Source organism: Bradyrhizobium sp. B025, from assembly GCF_042257955.1.
Taxonomy (GTDB): Bacteria; Pseudomonadota; Alphaproteobacteria; order Rhizobiales; family Xanthobacteraceae; genus Bradyrhizobium; species Bradyrhizobium diazoefficiens.
In genome coordinates, this window is the sequence record NZ_CP170150.1 from 5,975,936 (window position 1) to 5,993,379 (window position 17,444).

The 17,444-nt window shown below is 64.6% G+C and carries 15 protein-coding genes; 9 read left to right on the plus strand and 6 right to left on the minus strand.

Translation table 11 applies throughout. The annotated features are described in order from the left end of the window. The first annotated feature begins 252 nt into the window (after positions 1-252). Positions 253-474 (plus strand): hypothetical protein, encoded by a 222-nt coding sequence (locus ACE10W_RS28060; RefSeq protein ID WP_038966715.1) that lies wholly within the window; start codon positions 253-255, stop codon positions 472-474. A 7-nt stretch (positions 475-481) separates the two neighbouring features. On the opposite strand, the gene ACE10W_RS28065 is transcribed toward ACE10W_RS28060, so the two are convergent. From ACE10W_RS28065 to ACE10W_RS28075, 3 genes are read right to left on the minus strand one after another with little or no spacing between them, the layout of a single operon-like run. Continuing rightward, the gene (locus ACE10W_RS28065; RefSeq protein WP_182872226.1) at positions 482-1,873 is read right to left on the minus strand and encodes an NCS2 family permease; all 1,392 of its coding nucleotides are present in this window, start codon (positions 1,871-1,873) and stop codon (positions 482-484) included. Positions 1,874-1,885: 12 nt separating this feature from the next. After that, complete coding sequence (locus ACE10W_RS28070) at positions 1,886-3,751, minus strand: adenine deaminase (protein ID WP_271611931.1); 1,866 nt, start codon at positions 3,749-3,751, stop codon at positions 1,886-1,888. Positions 3,752-3,759: 8 nt separating this feature from the next. Next, positions 3,760-4,428, minus strand: a complete 669-nt coding sequence (locus ACE10W_RS28075; RefSeq protein WP_304564184.1) for a TetR/AcrR family transcriptional regulator — start codon at positions 4,426-4,428, stop codon at positions 3,760-3,762. Between the two features lie 197 nt (positions 4,429-4,625). On the opposite strand from ACE10W_RS28075, the gene ACE10W_RS28080 reads away from it, so the two are divergent. Both ACE10W_RS28080 and ACE10W_RS28085 read left to right on the plus strand, forming a co-directional pair. Further along, the gene (locus ACE10W_RS28080; RefSeq protein ID WP_011088885.1) at positions 4,626-5,639 is read left to right on the plus strand and encodes a formamidase; all 1,014 of its coding nucleotides are present in this window, start codon (positions 4,626-4,628) and stop codon (positions 5,637-5,639) included. An 86-nt stretch (positions 5,640-5,725) separates the two neighbouring features. Then, a complete protein-coding gene (locus tag ACE10W_RS28085) occupies positions 5,726-7,045 on the plus strand; it encodes a dicarboxylate/amino acid:cation symporter (protein WP_375762212.1) in 1,320 nt (439 codons plus the stop codon). 9 nt (positions 7,046-7,054) lie between these two features. Here ACE10W_RS28085 and ACE10W_RS28090 read toward each other — a convergent pair whose 3' ends face one another. Together ACE10W_RS28090 and ACE10W_RS28095 are read right to left on the minus strand one after the other, a co-directional pair. Then, entirely contained in the window at positions 7,055-8,428 is a 1,374-nt protein-coding gene (locus tag ACE10W_RS28090; RefSeq protein WP_028174414.1) for a hypothetical protein, read from the minus strand. Between the two features lie 95 nt (positions 8,429-8,523). Beyond that, positions 8,524-9,798, minus strand: coding sequence for an allantoate amidohydrolase (locus ACE10W_RS28095; protein WP_182872591.1), 1,275 nt, complete (start codon positions 9,796-9,798; stop codon positions 8,524-8,526). A 399-nt stretch (positions 9,799-10,197) separates the two neighbouring features. Here ACE10W_RS28095 and ACE10W_RS28100 point away from each other — a divergent pair, with 399 nt between their 5' ends. Genes ACE10W_RS28100 through ACE10W_RS28125 form a run of 6 tightly spaced genes read left to right on the plus strand, consistent with a single transcriptional unit; the run spans position 10,198 to position 16,078 of the window. After that, a complete protein-coding gene (locus ACE10W_RS28100) occupies positions 10,198-11,310 on the plus strand; it encodes a BMP family ABC transporter substrate-binding protein (RefSeq protein WP_182872229.1) in 1,113 nt (370 codons plus the stop codon). Continuing rightward, positions 11,307-12,419, plus strand: a complete 1,113-nt coding sequence (locus ACE10W_RS28105) for an ABC transporter permease (protein WP_182872230.1) — start codon at positions 11,307-11,309, stop codon at positions 12,417-12,419. The genes ACE10W_RS28100 and ACE10W_RS28105 overlap by 4 nt, the downstream gene beginning before the upstream one ends. A gap of 1 nt (position 12,420) precedes the next feature. Next, complete coding sequence (locus ACE10W_RS28110; RefSeq protein ID WP_011088891.1) at positions 12,421-13,347, plus strand: ABC transporter permease; 927 nt, start codon at positions 12,421-12,423, stop codon at positions 13,345-13,347. 25 nt (positions 13,348-13,372) lie between these two features. Further along, a complete protein-coding gene (locus ACE10W_RS28115) occupies positions 13,373-14,056 on the plus strand; it encodes a cysteine hydrolase family protein (RefSeq protein ID WP_182872231.1) in 684 nt (227 codons plus the stop codon). Further along, positions 14,053-15,585, plus strand: a complete 1,533-nt coding sequence (locus ACE10W_RS28120; protein WP_182872232.1) for an ABC transporter ATP-binding protein — start codon at positions 14,053-14,055, stop codon at positions 15,583-15,585. The genes ACE10W_RS28115 and ACE10W_RS28120 overlap by 4 nt, the downstream gene beginning before the upstream one ends. Positions 15,586-15,598: 13 nt before the next feature. Further along, on the plus strand, positions 15,599-16,078 hold the full coding sequence (locus tag ACE10W_RS28125) for a nucleoside deaminase (RefSeq protein WP_110116803.1): 480 nt from the start codon (positions 15,599-15,601) through the stop codon (positions 16,076-16,078). A 195-nt stretch (positions 16,079-16,273) separates the two neighbouring features. On the opposite strand, the gene ACE10W_RS28130 is transcribed toward ACE10W_RS28125, so the two are convergent. Next, positions 16,274-17,380 (minus strand): hypothetical protein, encoded by a 1,107-nt coding sequence (locus ACE10W_RS28130; protein ID WP_375762213.1) that lies wholly within the window; start codon positions 17,378-17,380, stop codon positions 16,274-16,276. Positions 17,381-17,444 lie beyond the last annotated feature (64 nt).

Sequence of the window (17,444 nt, forward strand, 5' to 3'; positions counted from 1 at the left end):
TGGGACAGCAATGCTTGCCGTGCACTGCGGTAGCTTTCACCACACGATCAACAGCCAATCATCAATTAGTGATCGCAGGTCGGGACGATAGTCGTGCGCGAACGATCTTAACTCTTGTGGCGCAACGAAGTGCGGCAATTCGTGAAGAGATGTTCCAAGCAGCTCACCGAATTCCCGACTCATTGTCGTCGCATGGTCTTCATGCAGCGCCGTTAACAGAGGCGCGCGAACGGTACGATCGCTTGAGGCAATATGAGCAACGATTTCGACTTCGATCTTTCACCCGACCAGTGGGAAGCACTGAAGGCGCTTCGCAATCCGGTGTCGAATGGTCGCCTCGCGAAGGCTTATGTCGTCGAAAGCCTCGTCAAGCTCGGCCTTGTCGTCGTCGATGACGGCGCGCCCGCGATGACACCGGCCGGCCGCAAGGCGCTGGTGCGCGGATCGTGCAAATTGCTGGATCTCGCGGCGTAGGCGAACATCAAAAGATCTGGGCGATCACGATCGCGTAAGCGATGAACACGGCGCCGAGCCCCCACACCATCGCCGGAATCTGCGACCGCCGGCCGACTGTCACTTCCAGGGCGATGTAGCTCAGCGTTCCCAGGGCCATTCCGTTGATGAGGTTGTTGGTCAGAACGGTGACGAGCAGCGTCAGCACGATCGGAACCGCGTTGCCGAGATCGGTCATGTCGATGCGGGCAAGCCCCTGCATCATCAGCACACCGACGAGCACCAGCGCGGGCGCAGTCGCTTGCGGCGGGATGATGACGAAGATCGGCCAGAAGAACAGCGCAAGGAAGAAGAGCCCCGCAACGGTCAGCGAAGTCAGCCCCGTTCGGCCGCCGGCCTGCACGCCGGTGATGGACTCGATGTACGCCGTGACGACGGAGGTGCCGAGCAGCGGGCCGACGATGGATGCCGTCGCATCGGTGGCAAACGCAGCGGTGGCGTTCGGGATCGAGCCATCGGGCTTGCGCAGGTTGGCGGCGCCCGTCACGCCGATCAGCGTGCCAAGCGTCGAGAAGAATTCGGCACACAGGAAATAGAACAGCAGCGGCAGCGCGACGACGAAATGGCTGAAGAGATAGCCGAAATCGAGCGCCATGAACGTGCTGCTCGGCCAGCGGGGCCATGACATGATCGCCGAAGGCACCGACGTCACCATCTTGCCGTTGCCGCCGGGAACGAAGAAGCCGATCAGGGTGAGTACCGCGATCGACAGCATCAGCGCCGCCGGAACCCGGCGCGCCACCAGCACCGGCGTGAGCAGGAGGCCAAACAGCGTCAACAGCACCGGCGGGCTGCGCAGCGATCCCATCGCGATGTAGGTCGACGGGTTCTGGACCACGAAGCCGGCGCCGCGCAACGCAATGAAGACGATGAGCGTGCCGACGGCCGCCTGGATGCCGATCTTCAGCGCTTCCGGCACATCCTTCGCGACTTTCTCGCGCAGCTTCGACAGGCTGAGGATCAGGAACAGAACGCCGGTGAAGGCGACCATGGCGAGCGCACCTTGCCAAGGCATGCCCATCTGCTTGACGATGACATAGGTGAAGATGACGTTCGACCCCATAGCCGGCGCAACCGCGAGCGGCAGATTGGCCCACAGCCCCATCATCATCGAAGCGAAAATCGCGGCGAGTGCCGTAGCGCTGACCAGATCGGCACGATCCATTCCGGCGTTGGACATGATGGCCGGGTTCACGGCGATGATATAGGCCATCGCAGCGAACGTGGTCGCGCCGGCCATCACCTCGCGGCCGACACTCGTGCCACGCTCGGTGAGGCCAAAGATGCGATCGAGCAGTCCGGCGGCTGCGCGCGGCGCCGGCTCTGCGGAGGCGGCTTGCGGCTTCGTCATCTCGTTCATCCAGTCCTCCCCCTACCAGATCACCGGGTGCGCTTCGCCGGTCTGCACGTTGATGAAGCCGAGCGGCGCCTGCTCACACGGCGCCACCAGCACCCAGCTCCAGGGCGCGCAGGTCAGCGTCGCGAACATCAGCCGCTCGGGGAATCCCGGATACCAGCGTGGCCGGTAGGTCGGCTCATACATCCAGTCGACCTTGCGCCCCTCCGCGTAGAGCGTCTGCATCTCGGCATCGAGCGCTTGCGCCGAGCGGCAGCTCATCAGCCCGCCGACCTCGAAGCGCACGGTTGCAACGAGCTCTCCCTCGCGCACCAGCGCCCACCCGCCCTGAAGTTCGATCAGCGCGTTCACCGCCTTCGCCATGGCCGCGTCTGAGGAGCCGACCACCCAGATATTGTGCTTGTCGTGCGCCACCGAACAGGCAACCGCCGTCTCCGGCGTGCGCGGTCCACAACCGCGCCAGAACATCTTTGCGATGCGCCCGTTGCCCGAAAAGCGGTCGACGATCGCAAATTTGGTGATGGCCTCGCTCTCGTCGCGCTGCACGGCACCGTCACGCACCGGCAGTTCGAGGGTGTAGAATTCGGGATGCCAATGGAAGGGACGGATCACGGCCGCCTTCATCGTGGCACGGCCGGGCTCGGCCCGCAGTTCGAAATCCTGAGGCTTGATCGAGCGCTTGATGTTGACCGTCTTCGTTGCCCAGTCCGGCCAGACGATCTCGGGCACTTGGCCGATGTAGCGCTCGCCTTCGGAGATTTGGACGCCGTCGGCCCACACTTCGGCGATCGTGAGTTTGCCAACATCCGAAAGCAGCACCACGTCGCCGAAACGGCCTGGAGCCAGGCTGCCGACGAACGGCGTAAGCCGCATGTGGCGCGCCGGATTGATGGTGAGACACTGGATGGCGATTTCCGGCGCAAGGCCGGCCTCGATCGCGAGCCGCGCATTGTGATCGCTGGCGCCGAGCTCGAGCGTGTGGCTGGCACTGCGGTCATCCGTCGTGAACGCGATCTGCGACCAGTCCTGCAAACCCTTCGCGAGCAGCCATCTGACGATCTCGTCCATGGCATAGACGCGCAGCTCGACGAACAGGCCGCGGGTGAGCTTGTCCCAGGTTTCTTCCGGAGTCTGCACTTCGTGGTCGGACGCGAGCCCGGCCGCGGCAAAGGCGTTGATAGAGGGCAGATCCCGCAAGCCGGAGGCATGGCCTTCGACGACGCCGCGCGCCGCGAATGTCGCCTCGATCATGCCCCAGAGCCGCTTGTAGGACGGATTGTCGGGATTCCAGACCGCTGGCCAGTCCATGACCTCGTCGAGCCCGGTCACCATCAGGCTCTCGGCCATGAAGCGCGCCTGCTCGTCGCGGCCATACCAGCCGCCACCCCATTCATAGGCCGTGGGTGGCACCGCCGAACCAGGCTGCGGAAAGATCTTGAGCGGCGAGCCGCGGCGACGCGCTTCGAACCAGAACTCGAGATTGCGCGCACCGTTGACGTTGGAGAACTCGTGGCTTGCCTCGCAGGTCCAGGTATTGCCATGCGGCAGCACCAGCGCGGCCTCCCATTCCGGCGTCAGATGCGAGCTTTCGATATGCTTGTGCACCTCGCCGAAGCCGGGCACGGCGGCAACATCAGGCCGATGCACCCGCTCGCGGACCTCGCCCGGATAGCTGCCGGCGGGCCCGACCCAGGCGATGCGGCGGCCCTTGATGACGATCTCCTGATCTTCGCTCCAGGTACGGCTGTGCACGTCGAGCAGCCTGCCGACCCGCAAGGAGCGATCGGCCGGCCGGTGGCCGAGCGCCGTCAGCACCAGGTCCTGGCGGATGCGAACCTCGTCGGGCGCAGTGATCAGAAGATCGTCGGGTATCGCATTCATGACCTGCCTCACTCTACGCCGGTACGTTCGCGGCTCGTGGTCCGCGTCCGCGAAGATTTGCCGGCCTTGCCGCCTCGCGCCGCAGCGGCATCGCGCTGCCGGACATCCTTCAGGAGGGTCGTGAGCGCCCACTCGATGGCATCGGCGATCTCGCTGCTGGTCATGCCGAAATCCTCGCGCATCGCATTCCAGGCCAGCACGTTGTTGAGATAGGACGCGAGCGCCTCCGCCTGGCGAACCTCCTTCGCGGGGAGATGTCGCACCAGCGGCGCCATCGCCTTGCGATGCTGGTCGATCAGGTGCCGCCGGAAGCCGGCGCGCACCCGGCGGCCGGCCCGCGTCATCGCAATGGCGCGCGCCAGATGCGGATGGCGGTCGAACCGCTTGCACAGTTTGCGGAAAATCTCCGGCAGCTCGTCAGGCGAGGTGAAGGGAATGTAGCTGAAGACGTTGTCCTCGATCCACTCGCCGGCCGCAGCAAACAGTTCCGCGCGGGTCTTGAAGTGCCGATAGATGGTTCGTTCGGCCACCTTCGCGCGCTTGGCCACCGCGGCCATGGAGATGTCGTCGGCCACCTCGTCCTCCAGCGTTTCGACGAAAGCCGCAACGATGCGCTGCCGCGTCATCTCGGCATATTCGTCACGAAGACTGGCGATATGTCGCTTTGCTGTACTCATGTCAGAAGTCTGACATCAGGCGATTTGGAGGGTCAAGCCGAGACTTGAGGCACGCCGCGCCGCAACAATGGGCGTCGGCACGCTCGGCCGCCCGCCTGAAAAATGGACTTTTGCGCGTCGCCAAAATCGGATTTGCTCTTCCACGAAACGATCGCACGCAGCGGCGCGGCGCTCTGGTTCCAGCAAGGGAGCTGATCATGAACGGGCTTGGCGGGTTGAACAAATCGCCTGAGGGCGTGGTCATCGGGCTCGTGCAGCTGCAACTGCCGAACGTCGTCACGCGGGCCGATCTGGCAAGGCAGACCGAGCGTATCGTCTGGATGGTCGGCAAGGCGCGCCGCAACCTTTCCACCATGGATCTGGTGGTGTTCCCCGAATATTCGCTGCACGGCCTCTCGATGGACACCAATCCCGAGATCATGTGCCGGCTCGACGGACCCGAAGTCACGGCCTTCAAGAAGGCCTGCGTCGACAACAGGATCTGGGGCTGCTTCTCCATCATGGAGTTCAACCCGCACGGCAATCCCTACAATTCCGGCCTGATCATCGACGACCACGGCGAGATCAAGCTGTACTACCGCAAGCTCCATCCCTGGATTCCGGTCGAGCCGTGGGAGCCCGGCGACATCGGCATTCCCGTGATCGAGGGTCCGAAAGGCGCCAGGATCGCGCTGATCATCTGCCATGACGGCATGTTCCCGGAGATGGCGCGGGAATGCGCCTACAAGGGCGCCGAGATCATGATCCGCACTGCGGGCTACACCGCGCCGATCCGCGAGGCCTGGCGCTTCACCAACCAGGCCAATTCGTTCCAGAATCTGATGGTGACGGCCAATGTCTGCATGTGCGGCAGCGATGGCTCGTTCGATTCCATGGGCGAAGGCATGATCGTCAATTTCGACGGCGCGGTGCTGGCGCACGGCACCACCGGTCGCGCCGACGAGATCATCACCGCCGAGGTGCGGCCCGATCTCGTGCGCGAGGCGCGGATCAATTGGGGCGTCGAGAACAACATCTACCAGCTCTGGCACCGCGGCTATGTCGCGGTGAAAGGCGGCGCGATGGACTGCCCCTATACCTTCATGCAGGACATGGTCGCTGGCACCTTCCGCCTGCCGTGGGAAGACCAGGTCAAGGTCACCGACGGCAGTTCCTGTGGCTTCCCGGCACCGACACGGATGTACGGCAAGACGGCGAAGGCGGCGGAATAGAGCCGTTTTCGGCTCCGACCGCGACATTCTGGCACGGTAGTTGCTCCTTTTGACGCCCGAGACGCGCCAAATTGGGGGAGTTCACCATGTCGACCATTGCCGCGGCCCCGGCCGCCGAGCGCAAGCCGCTTTACGCCTCACTGTTCGTCCAGGTCCTGGCCGCGCTGGCGCTTGGTGTCATCCTGGGAATGGCCGTTCCGGACTTCACGATCGGGCTCAAGATCCTCAGCGACGCCTTCCTGAAGCTGATCTCGATGATCGTGGCGCCGATCGTGTTCTGTGTCGTCGTCCACGGCATTGCCGGCGCCGGCGACCTCAAGAAGGTCGGCCGGGTCGGCGTCAAGGCGCTGGTCTATTTCGAGGTCATGACGACGGTCGCCCTCGTGGTCGGCTTGCTGCTCGCCTACCTGTTCGGCCCCGGCCACGGCATGAACATCGATCCGTCGACGTTAGATGCGAAGGCGCTCAACACCTACGCCGACAACGCCCACAAGCTGTCCGGCGGCGGCATCGGCGCCTTTCTGATGAACGTGATCCCGACCACCTCCTTCGATGCGCTGTCGCGCAATGACGTGCTCCAGGTGCTGTTCTTCGCGGTGCTGTTCGGCGTCGGTCTTGCGCTCGTCGGCGGCGAGAAGGGCGCGCTCGTCACCTCCATCATCGACGCAGCCTCCACCGTGCTGTTCCGCGTCATGGGGCTTATCGTCCGTGTCGCTCCACTCGGCGTGCTCGGCGCAGTCGCCTACACCGTCGGCAAATACGGCGTCGGCTCGCTGAAGCAGCTCGTCTCACTGGTGATGCTGTTCTACGTCTCGGTCGGCATCTTCGTGCTTGGCGTGCTCGGGGGCGTGATGGCGCTTGCCGGAATCAACATCCTCAAATTCCTCGCCTACCTGCGCGAGGAGCTCACCATCGTGCTCGCAACGGCGTCCTCCGACGCGGTGCTGCCCCAGATCATGAAGAAGCTGGAGCGCATGGGCGTGAAGGATTCCGTGGTCGGCCTCGTGATCCCGACCGGCTATTCGTTCAACCTCGATGCCTTCTCGATCTACCTCACACTTGCCGTCGTGTTCATCGCGCAAGCGACCAACACGCCGCTGTCGTTCGGCGATCTCCTCTTGGTGCTCGGCGTTTCGCTGATCACCTCAAAGGGCGCACACGGCGTGCCGGGCTCCGCCATCGTGATCCTGGCCGCGACGCTCAACGCGGTGCCGAGCATTCCGGCAATCGGCCTCGTGCTGGTGCTCTCGGTCGACTGGTTCATCGGCATGGCCCGCGCGCTCGGCAACCTCGTCGGCAACTGCGTGGCGACGGTGGTGGTGGCGGCCTGGGAAGGCGACCTCGACCGCGCCAAGGCGGCCAAGGTGCTCGAAGGCGGCGAGATGGTGGACGTGACGGCGGGCTAGCGCTCCGGATCAATCGTTCCACTGGAGGAGCGGCGTTCCATACGCCCTCCTCCAAACGGACAGGAAGCGTGGAAACCAGGAGTGAGCTACGGCGCCCTTGTAAGCCCAGGTGCGATATTTCAGACCATGCTCCGAGATCAATTCCTGATAACCGCCATGGACCTCGGTCGCGGTCCGGATGTCCTTCAATATCCCCTGGGCGCAGGCCCGATAGGTATCGCCTCCCGAGAATTCGTCGTAGTCGAGCATGCGATCGGCAAACTCGACGTTGAAGGTCGGCCAGGACGAACGCCCCTGATAGGCGGGAGCCGCGATCTTGTGGATCATCTTGTTCCGGGGATTATCCGCGGACACCAGGAAATGGAACGTGCTGGGGATGCGAAAACGCGGCTCGGCGATGATCAGATCCGTCGTGGCCGCGAACAGCGCGCGCTCGCTTGCCTCGCTCATATCCCAAAATCCGCGATGCACGCTGACGAAGTCCAGGGCGACCGATGACACCGGCGAGCCCGCCGGGCCATCCAGAGAGTGCCTGATATAGCCGCCCTTGCCGAACAGGCGGAGCAGGTCCCTCTTGTAGTGCCCCAGGTCGTGCCCGAGCAGCCGCTTCAGCTCATTCTCGTCGACGACCCCGAGCTCCACGCCCCATACGAACGTCGTGTAGACGCAGGCGTTGGTGACGAAACGCCTGCGCTCGGCACGCGTGTCCGTCGCCGCGGAGCGCGGCGCGCGGGCGTCGCAGAGCAAATACCTGACACCGTCGTCGTCGAACGGCTCCAGCTCACGCGCGAGCTGAAGGATCGCGCGCTTCAGGTCGCCGCCGTATTCGGCCAGCAGCAAGCGGCCGGCATGCGCGCATTGTGACATCGCCAGATAGGACGACGCTCTCTCCTCGGCAGAGATCATCTGCCGCAGGCCGGCCAGAATGCCGAGCAGCGTGTCCGACGGGCGCGAGAAATAGTTCACGCCGAGATACCGTGCGTGTCCCGCCGGGACGATGGTCGTCGTGACGACGTTGGCTCGAACCGCCTCCAGCAACAGACGGACGCTCTTTTCGAGCAGACGCGCCCGCCGCACCGCGTCCTGCGCATCCATGATGGTCTCGGGGTCGAGGACATCAGGGTAGAACCAGGCGAAGTCGCGCGGGTAATAGGCGGATGCGTGCGGCGCTCCCGTGACGAGAAAGGACTCGGTCACCGAGAAGGCGCTGTCCATCGAGTGCCGATAAAGATCCTCGATGGCCGACAACGAAGGATGCGACTTTCTCAGGAATCGATCACCGAGAAAATTGACGGCCTGAAGAGCGTTGGCGGCAAAGGTCGCGGCCATACCCTGGTAAAACCGATTTCCGCGATGTGACGGCAAGGAAATATCGCTGTTCATGTGCGCCTGGTGTCTCGGGATCCCGGCGATGGCCGGCCACCGTTCCAAGCGTGACTGATTCGTGTCTCGTCCCGATGACTGCGGGCTCCCGATAGTCACTTCGCGCCGGCGCGATCCTCCCGCGGCCTGAAATTCTCGATCACCCTGAGCAGCACCCGTGCGCCGGCGTCGGCGTCGGCGAGCTCGACATGCTCGTCCGGGTGATGGCTGACGCCGCCACGGCAGCGGACGAAAATCATGCCGACATCGGCGATGTCAATCATGGCCATGCCGTCGTGCCCGGCCCCGCTCGGCAGGTCGAACACGGAAACGCCTTCCGCGGCGATCGCCTGCGCGATCTGGTCTTTCAGCCAGGGCGCGCAGGGTGCGGTGCGGTTCTCGTGGGTGACATCGAGCTGGAGCTCCAGCTGCCGGCGCTTAGCGATCGCCTCGATCTGCCTGACGACGTCGGCGACCGCGCGCTTGCGGTGCATGTCGGTCGGCGCGCGCATGTCGATCGTGAAGGACACCTCGCCCGGGATGACATTGGTCGCGCCGGGCCTCGCCTGGATGTAGCCGACGGTGCCGACCAGGCCGCCCTCGTCGGTCCGGCAGAACTGCTCGATCGCGCCGATGCATTCGGCCGCGCCGGTGAGCGCGTCACGGCGCAGCGCCATCGGCACGGTGCCGGCGTGACCGGCCATGCCGTTCAGCCGCACGGCCAGCCGTGTCGCGCCCGCAATCGCGGTGACAACGCCGACGGGCAGGTTCTGTGCTTCCAGCACCGGACCCTGCTCGATGTGCAATTCGAGATAGGCCAACAACTCGCGCCGGGCCCGCGCGGCCGCGCCGACATGGTCCGGATCGAGGCCAAACTTGACGAGCGCATCGCGCATCGACACGCCGTCGCGATCGCGCGTGTTCAGGACGCTCTCGTCGAAAGTGCCGGCCACCGCACGGCTGCCGAGCAGCGTTGAGGCGAAACGTACCCCCTCCTCGTCGGCAAAGCCAATGACCTCGATCGCGAACGGCAGGCGCTTGCCGCGGCGATTGAGATCGGCGACGCAGGCGATGGCCGTGATCACACCCAGCGGCCCGTCCCATTTGCCGGCGTCGCGCACGGTGTCGTAGTGCGAGCCGAGCATCAGGCAGGGCGCCCCCGGCCGCTCGCCCTCATAGCGGCCGCAGACATTGCCGATCGCATCGAGATGCGCGCTCATGCCGGCCTCACGCATCCAGCCGAGGATGAGATCCGCAGCGGCGCGCAGCTCCTTGCTGAGATAGATGCGGGTGAGCTTGTCGGTCTCTTCCGAAATCGCGCCGAGCTCGTTGATGCGGCGAACGATCTCCTTGCCGAGCGATGCATCGTGAACGGCGGTTGCAGCACCCATCTCGGTCGAGCTTTCCATCTTCTGGGACCGCGTCCTGGCGGCGATCGATACAAGTTCGGTGCCAGCAAAATAATGCGGCCGGCGCCGTCCCAATCAGCGCGTGGTTAGCATGAATGCGCCTCGCCGGCAGGCTGCCCGACGCCAGTCATGCACATGCGAGAGCTGGTTAAGACTGCTCAACGCCACTGCATACAATAGAACGATATTGCCTATAAATTGAACTGCTATTTTCCCTCAGCAGGATTCCAACAAGATATATATCATTTATTTTTCAAATGCTTGGATCGCTATGCACACTTCATAGCCTCTGGCACAAAGCTTGCGACAACTCATCCCGGCTCCGCCAAACCGGCGGTGGCCGCGAGATCAAGGCGGGGCATCCGCCAAGGGGAGCAAGCAATGGATATTGGCAGGATTTCACGACGTCGTTTGTTGCAGGGCGGCGCCGCCCTCACCCTCGGCGCGGCGGCGGGCGCCCGCCCGGCCTTCGCGGCCGACACCACCATCGGCTTCATCTATGTCGGCTCGCGCGACGACTACGGCTACAACCAGGCGCATGCCCAGGGCGCGGCAGCGCTTAAGAAGATTCCCGGCCTCAAGGTCGTCGAGGAAGAGAAGGTGCCGGAGACCGACGCGGTCGAGAAGACGATCGAGTCCATGATCAATCTCGATGGCGCCACCCTGCTCTTCCCGACCTCGTTCGGCTACTACAATCCGCACATGATCAAGATGGCCAACAAGTTCCCGAAGCTGCGCTTCGAGCACTGCGGCGGCCTCTGGACCGACAAGGACCCGAAGAACGCCGGCAGCTATTTCGGCTATATCGACGAAGCCCAGTACATCTCCGGCATCGTCGCCGGCTACACCTCCAAGAGCGGCAAGCTCGGCTTCGTCGCCGCAAAGCCGATCCCGCAGGTGCTGCGCAACATCAATGCCTTCGCGCTCGGCGCAAAGCTCGCCAATCCCAAGGCGACGACGCAGGTGATCTTCACCGGTGACTGGTCTATGCCGGTCAAGGAAGCCGAAGCCACCAACAGCCTGATCGACCAGGGCGTGGACGTCCTCACCTGCCACGTCGACGGGCCGAAGACGATGGTCGAGAACGCGGCGCGCCGCGGCGCCTTCGTCTGCGGCTATCACACCAACCAGTCGCCGCTCGCGCCGAAGGCGTATCTCACCGGCGCCGAGTGGAATTGGGAAGCGCTCTATCCGAAATTCGTCAAGATGATCGCCGCCGGCGAGAGCATCCCGAACTTCTATCGCGGCGGCCTCAAGGAAGAGATCGTCAAGACCTCGCCCTATGGCGAAGCCGTCTCCGCCGAGGCGCGCAAGCATGCCGACGACATCAAGGCCAAGTTCCTGTCGGCGGAAGGATACGCGATCTTCAAGGGAGGGCTCGTCGACAACAAGGGCAAGACGATGATCCCTGCCGGCACCGATCGCGGCCAGAAGGATCCCGAACTGGAGAAGATGGACTATCTCGTCGAAGGCGTGATCGGAGCGACTTCGTGACCACGGAAGCGGCGGATTCCGCCGAGGCGGCCGGGACAATTGCCCCGGCCGCCGATCCGGGATTCCTCCAGCGCCACGGCGCGACAATCGAGTACATCCTGATCCCGGGCGCGGCGCTCGCCGGCGCGCTCGTGGTCTTCGGCATTTTCGTCGCGATGTTCGGCAAGAACCCGCTCGACCTCTTTTTCTACATGTACTACGGCGCCTTCGGCACCTGGTTCTCCTGGCAGAACACGCTGACGCGTGCTGCGCCGCTGATCCTCACCGCGCTCTGCACCGCGCTGCCCGCGCAGCTCGGCATGGTCATCATCGGCGGGGAAGGCGCGCTGCTGATCGGCGCGCTGTCCGCGACGAGTGCTGCGCTCGCACTCCAAGGCATGCCGCCGCTCGTCGTGCAGATCGCCATGGTCATCGCCGGCGTAATCGGTGGCGGTCTGTGGATCATGCTATCTGGCGCGCTGCGGCAGTACCGCGGCGTCAACGAGACCATCTCGAGCCTGCTGCTCGTCTACATCGCGCTCGCGATCCTCAACCATCTCGTCGAGGGGTTGATGCGCGATCCCGCCAGCCTCAACAAGCCGTCGACCCGCGAGATCGGTGCCGCCAACATGATCGGCTCCATCCCCGGCACCGACGTGCATTGGGGTCTCGTCTTCGGCCTGATCGCGGCGATCGCCGCCTACATCCTGATCTATCACACCGTGTTCGGCTTCGCTGCGCGGGTCGCCGGCGGCAACATCCGCGCCGCGAAGATCGTCGGCCTCGGCGTCAGCAAGCTGATCCTGACCGTTTGCTTCCTCGCCGGCGGCGCCGCAGGCCTTGCCGGCATGGTCGAGGTCGCGGCCGTGCAGGGGCGCACCAACGCCAATCTCGCGGCTGGCTACGGCTTTACCGGCATTCTCGTTGCGTTCCTGGCGCGGCAAAATCCGCTCGCCGTCATCCCCGTCGCGATCCTGCTCGGCGGCATCAGCGCCAGCGGCGGCCTGTTGCAGCGCCGCCTGGGGCTGCCCGACGCCTCCGTGCTGGTGCTCCAGGGCATCATCTTCGTCTTCGTGCTGGCCAGCGATGCGCTCTACGGCCGCATCGGATTCTTGAAGGGAAGATCCTGAGATGGCAGACGGATCGATCGGACTCTGGACCGTCCCGCTCGCCGTGCTCGGCGGAGCCATTCGCGTCTCCACGCCTTTCCTGTTCGTGAGCCTGGGCGAATGCATCACGGAGCGCTCAGGCCGCATCAATCTCGGCCTCGAAGGCACGCTGGTGATGGGCGCGATGAGCGCCTACGGCATCTCCTATCTCTCGGGATCACCATGGTTGGGTGTGCTCGCCGCCGGCATCACCGGGGCGCTTCTCGGCGCACTGCATGCCGGCATCTGCTCGCTGCCGCGCGTCAACGACGTCGCGGTCGGCATCGCCCTGATGCTGTTCGGCACCGGGCTTGCCTTCTATCTCGGCAAGCCGCTGATCGAGCCCACCGCACCGCGGTTGCCCGCGATCGATTTCGGCTGGTGGAGCGACATCCCGCAGGTCCGCGCGGCGCTACGCGTCAATGTCCTGTTCCTGATCGGCGTCGCGCTCGCGCCGATCCTTTACTGGGCCTTCCGGACCACACGTTGGGGCCTTCTCATTCGCACCGCCGGCGAAAGCTCTGACGCTGCACGCGCCATGGGCCATTCCGTGCTGCTGATCCGCCTGCGTGCCACCATGGTCGGCGGCTTCCTCGCCGGCATCGGCGGCTCGTTCCTGTCGCTGTTCTATCCCGGAAGCTGGAACGAGGGCCTGTCCTCCGGGCAGGGCATCACCGCGGTCGCGCTTGTCATCTTCGCGCGCTGGGATCCCCTGCTCTGCCTGTGGGCCTCGCTCGCCTTTGGCGGCGCCGCGGCGCTGGGACCGGCACTGCAATCGGTCGGCGTCACCTCAGGCTATCACCTCTTCAACGCCGCGCCCTACATCCTGACGCTGGCGATCATGATCATCACCTGCTCGCCCAAACGCACGCTGACCGGCGCGCCCGCCGAACTCTCGATCACACGGTAACACGCGACACGCAACGAGGTCGTCCATGCCCGAGCGCTACATCAAGTCCGAGCCCTATGCCTGGCCCTATAACGGTGACCTCCGTCCCGAGAACACGGCGCTGATCATCATCGACATGCAGACCGATTTCTGCGGCGTCGGCGGCTACGTCGACAAGATGGGCTATGACATCTCGCTGACGCGGGCGCCGATCGAGCCGATCAAGAAGCTGCTCGCGGCGATGCGCGCCCAAGGCTTTCACATCATCCATACCCGCGAGGGCCATCGTCCCGATCTCTCCGACCTGCCCGCCAACAAGCGCTGGCGCTCGCGGCAGATCGGCGCCGGCATTGGCGACCCCGGACCCTGCGGACGTATCCTGGTGCGCGGCGAGCCCGGCTGGGACATCACCGAGGAGCTTAGCCCCCTGCCGGGCGAGCCCATCATCGACAAGCCTGGCAAGGGCTCGTTCTGCGCCACCGACCTGGAGTTGATCCTGCGCGTGCGCGGCATCGAGAACATCGTGCTGACGGGCATCACCACCGACGTCTGTGTCCACACCACCATGCGCGAGGCCAACGACCGCGGCTTCGAATGTGTCCTGCTGCACGATTGCTGCGGCGCCACGGACAAGAGCAATCACGATCATGCGCTGAAGATGATCAAGATGCAGGGCGGCGTATTCGGCGCGGTCTCGACCTCCGAGGCCTTCATAGGAGCGATTTCGTGATCATCGGCGAAACGCCTCCGCCCTCAGGCGCGTTCGGCGTCGACGCCATCGCCATGACCATGCGCTTCGGCGATTTCCTGGCGCTCGACAATGTCGAGCTGAAGGTGCGGCCGGGGTCATTCCATGCGCTGCTCGGCGAGAATGGCGCCGGCAAGTCGACGCTCGTCAAGTGCATCATGGGCTATTACCACGCAACCGAGGGCGACATCATCGTCGGCGGCCGCGAGCAGGCGATCGCCAACCCGAAAGACGCTCACGCCCTCGGCCTCGGAATGGTCTACCAGCACTTCACGCTGGTGCCGGCCATGACGGTCGCCGAAAACCTCGTTCTGGCACGTGACAATGTGCCGGCCGTGGTGGACTGGTCGAAGGAGATGAAGCAGCTCGAGGCCTTTCTGGCGCGGATGCCCTTCAAGGTGCCGCTCTCCGCAAGAGTCTCCGACATCTCGGCCGGCGAACGGCAGAAATGCGAGATCCTGAAACAGCTCTATCTGAAGCGCCGCTTCCTGATCCTGGACGAGCCCACCTCGGTGCTGACGCCGGCGGAGGCGGACGAGGTGCTCGGCATGCTCCGCGACATGGTCGTCAAAGGCGAGCTGACGATCCTGATGATCACGCACAAGTTCCGCGAGGTCATGGCCTTTGCCGACGAGGTCACGATCCTGCGCCGCGGCAAGCTCGCCGGAGCCGGCAAGGTTGCCGAGCTGACGCCGGACGCGATGGCGCGCACCATGATCGGCGCCGAGGAGCTGACGGTGCAGCCGCCGCGCACCGGCGAAGCCGGCCAGGCGCGGCTGGAGCTGGAAAAAATTCGCGCGCTCGACGACGCCGGCGCCATTGCCGTCCATGACGTTTCCCTCACCGTGCGCGCCGGCGAGATCGTCGGCATCGCCGGCGTCTCCGGCAACGGCCAGCGCCAGCTCGTCGAGGTGCTGGCCGGCCAGCGCGAGGCCGAGAGCGGCGAGGTCCGCGTCGCCGGCGATCCCTATCACGCCAGCCGCGAGGAAATGCGGCGCCACAAGATGTCGCTGCTGCCCGAGGAGCCGCTGAAGAACGCCTGTGTCGGCGGCATGAGCGTCGCCGACAACATCGCCTTCCGCGAGTTCGACCGCGCACCGTTCGCCAGCGGCGGCTGGTGGCTCAATCGCAGCGCCTTCCGCAACGACGCCATGAAGAAGATCGGGCAGTACAAGATCAAGACTCGAACGCCCGATACGCCGATCTCGGCGCTCTCGGGCGGCAATGTCCAGCGCGCCGTGCTGGCCCGCGAGCTCGGCGGCGACGTCGAGGTGCTGATTGCCGCCAATCCCTGCTTCGGTCTCGACTTCGCGGCGGTGGCGCAGATCCACGCCGAGATCATGGCGGCCCGCAACCGCGGCGCGGCGGTGCTGCTCGTCAGCGAAGACCTCGATGAACTGCTCGAACTGTCCGATCGCCTCGTGGTAATGTTCCACGGCGAGTTCGTGTATGAAGCACGAACCAGCGAAGCCGATCTCACCGTGGTCGGCCGGCACATGGCGGGACACTGACTGCGGAGGACCGATGGACGGCGCACGCGACGAGCACTTTCTGCGTCTGTCCTTTGCGGTCGCCCGCCGTTCCCTCACCCATGGCAACCATCCCTTCGGCTGCGTCGTCGTCGGTGCGGACGGCAAGGTGCTGATCGAGACCGAGAACGGCTACATGCCCGATTGCGACGGCACTGCGCATGCCGAGCGCCTCGCGGCCACGCAGGCCTGCCGCACGCTCAGTCGCGAGGTGCTCGCAAAGGCCACGCTCTACTCCTCGGCAGAACCTTGTGCGATGTGCGCCGGGGCGATCTACTGGGCCGGCATCGGCCGCGTCGTCTACGGCCTCAGCGAGCACCGCCTGCGCGGCGTCACCGGCAACCACCCGGAGAACCCGACCCTCGATCTGCCCTGCCGCACGGTCTTTGCCAGCGGCCAGCGACCGACGGAAGTCGTCGGGCCGCTGCTGGAGGACGAGGCCGAGGTGCTGCACGACGGCGTGTGGACGAAGTAGCCGCCACCACAAACTCGGAAGCGTAGGGTGGGCAAAGGCGCTCTTGCGCCGTGCCCACCATTTGAATGCAATCGAAGCAGAAGTGGTGGGCACGCTTCGCTTTGCCCACCCTACGGCAGCGTCTTCCCGTAAATACAAATGGCGCCGCACGGGTCATGCGCGGCGCCATCGTTGCAGCTTGGAGTCTTCAGCCGATTAGAACTTCACAGTGATGCCACCGTAGACCGTCGATTCGGTGCAGCTCTTGGTGCTCTGGCCGGTCGCGGCGACCGTGCAGACACCCGCCATGGCGTTGTGGTCGAGACCGAACTTGTTCTGCCAGTAGCGGTAGGCAACCCAGAGGTCGACGAAGTGCGAGTACTTGTCACCCCAGACCGCCTTCGAGGCATCGAAGGTCAGGCGGATCGGTTCGCTGTTCAGCTCGGTCTTGGACTTGGTGCTGAAGATGCCGGTGCCAGACAGCGCGGGAAGGCCGTTCGAGTCGCCCTTCGGTCCGTACCAGCCAGCGCGGCCGCTGATCGACCAGAATTGCATGTTGGGCGGCAGGAAGCCGAGGTCCATGTAGTAGTTGATCTCGACGGCCCAGGTCGGGTTGTAGCTGACATTGCCGTCCGAGTTACACGTCACGCCCGCAACGCCCGGTCCGAACAGGCCGCACTGGGTGAAGGCGTTGTGGTTCGAGAACTCCCAGTACATCAACGGAGCGACGTTGATGTAGCCCTTGTAGGGAAGGTCGAAGGCGAACTGGAGACCGGCGACGACGTCGCGCTTGGCGGGCGCGAGGAAGGTGTTCTCGGTGTTGGCGTCCATGCCGACTTCGAACGAGATGTTGTGCAGCGGCCCCATGGTGAAGGCCTTTGTGTTGAAGATCTCGTTCCAGCCGAAGGTCGAGCGGAACAGGCCATAGATCTCGGTCGCACCCGCGCAGTCGCTGGCGGTGCCGCCGATGTTCACGCCGGGCGCGAGGCAAGGGCTGGCGGGGTCATTGTGACCCGACTTGAACATCGAGATGGTGAAGAAGTTGGTGCCGTAGGCCCAGAGGTCGAAGTGGGTGAAGGAGTAGACCTGCTTGGCTGTGGTGCCGTTGATGCTGCCGTCGGGGCGAACACTCCACATGCCGGGGTCGGTGCCCTTGGGCATCCAGGAGAACGTGACGCGGTTGTCGATCACCAGGAAGAACGGGAGGTCGGCCGGCTTCTTGGCAGCCTTGACCGGCAGATCCGCCGCCTGGGCCAGGCCAGAGGTAGCGAGCGTAGCAAGTGACAGCGCGGCGGCTGCAATTGCCTTGAAGCGAAACGACATCCTGAATACCCCCAAGTTTGGACACGTAAAAATGAACGTCCCTTGGGTGCGACACTTGCGCCGA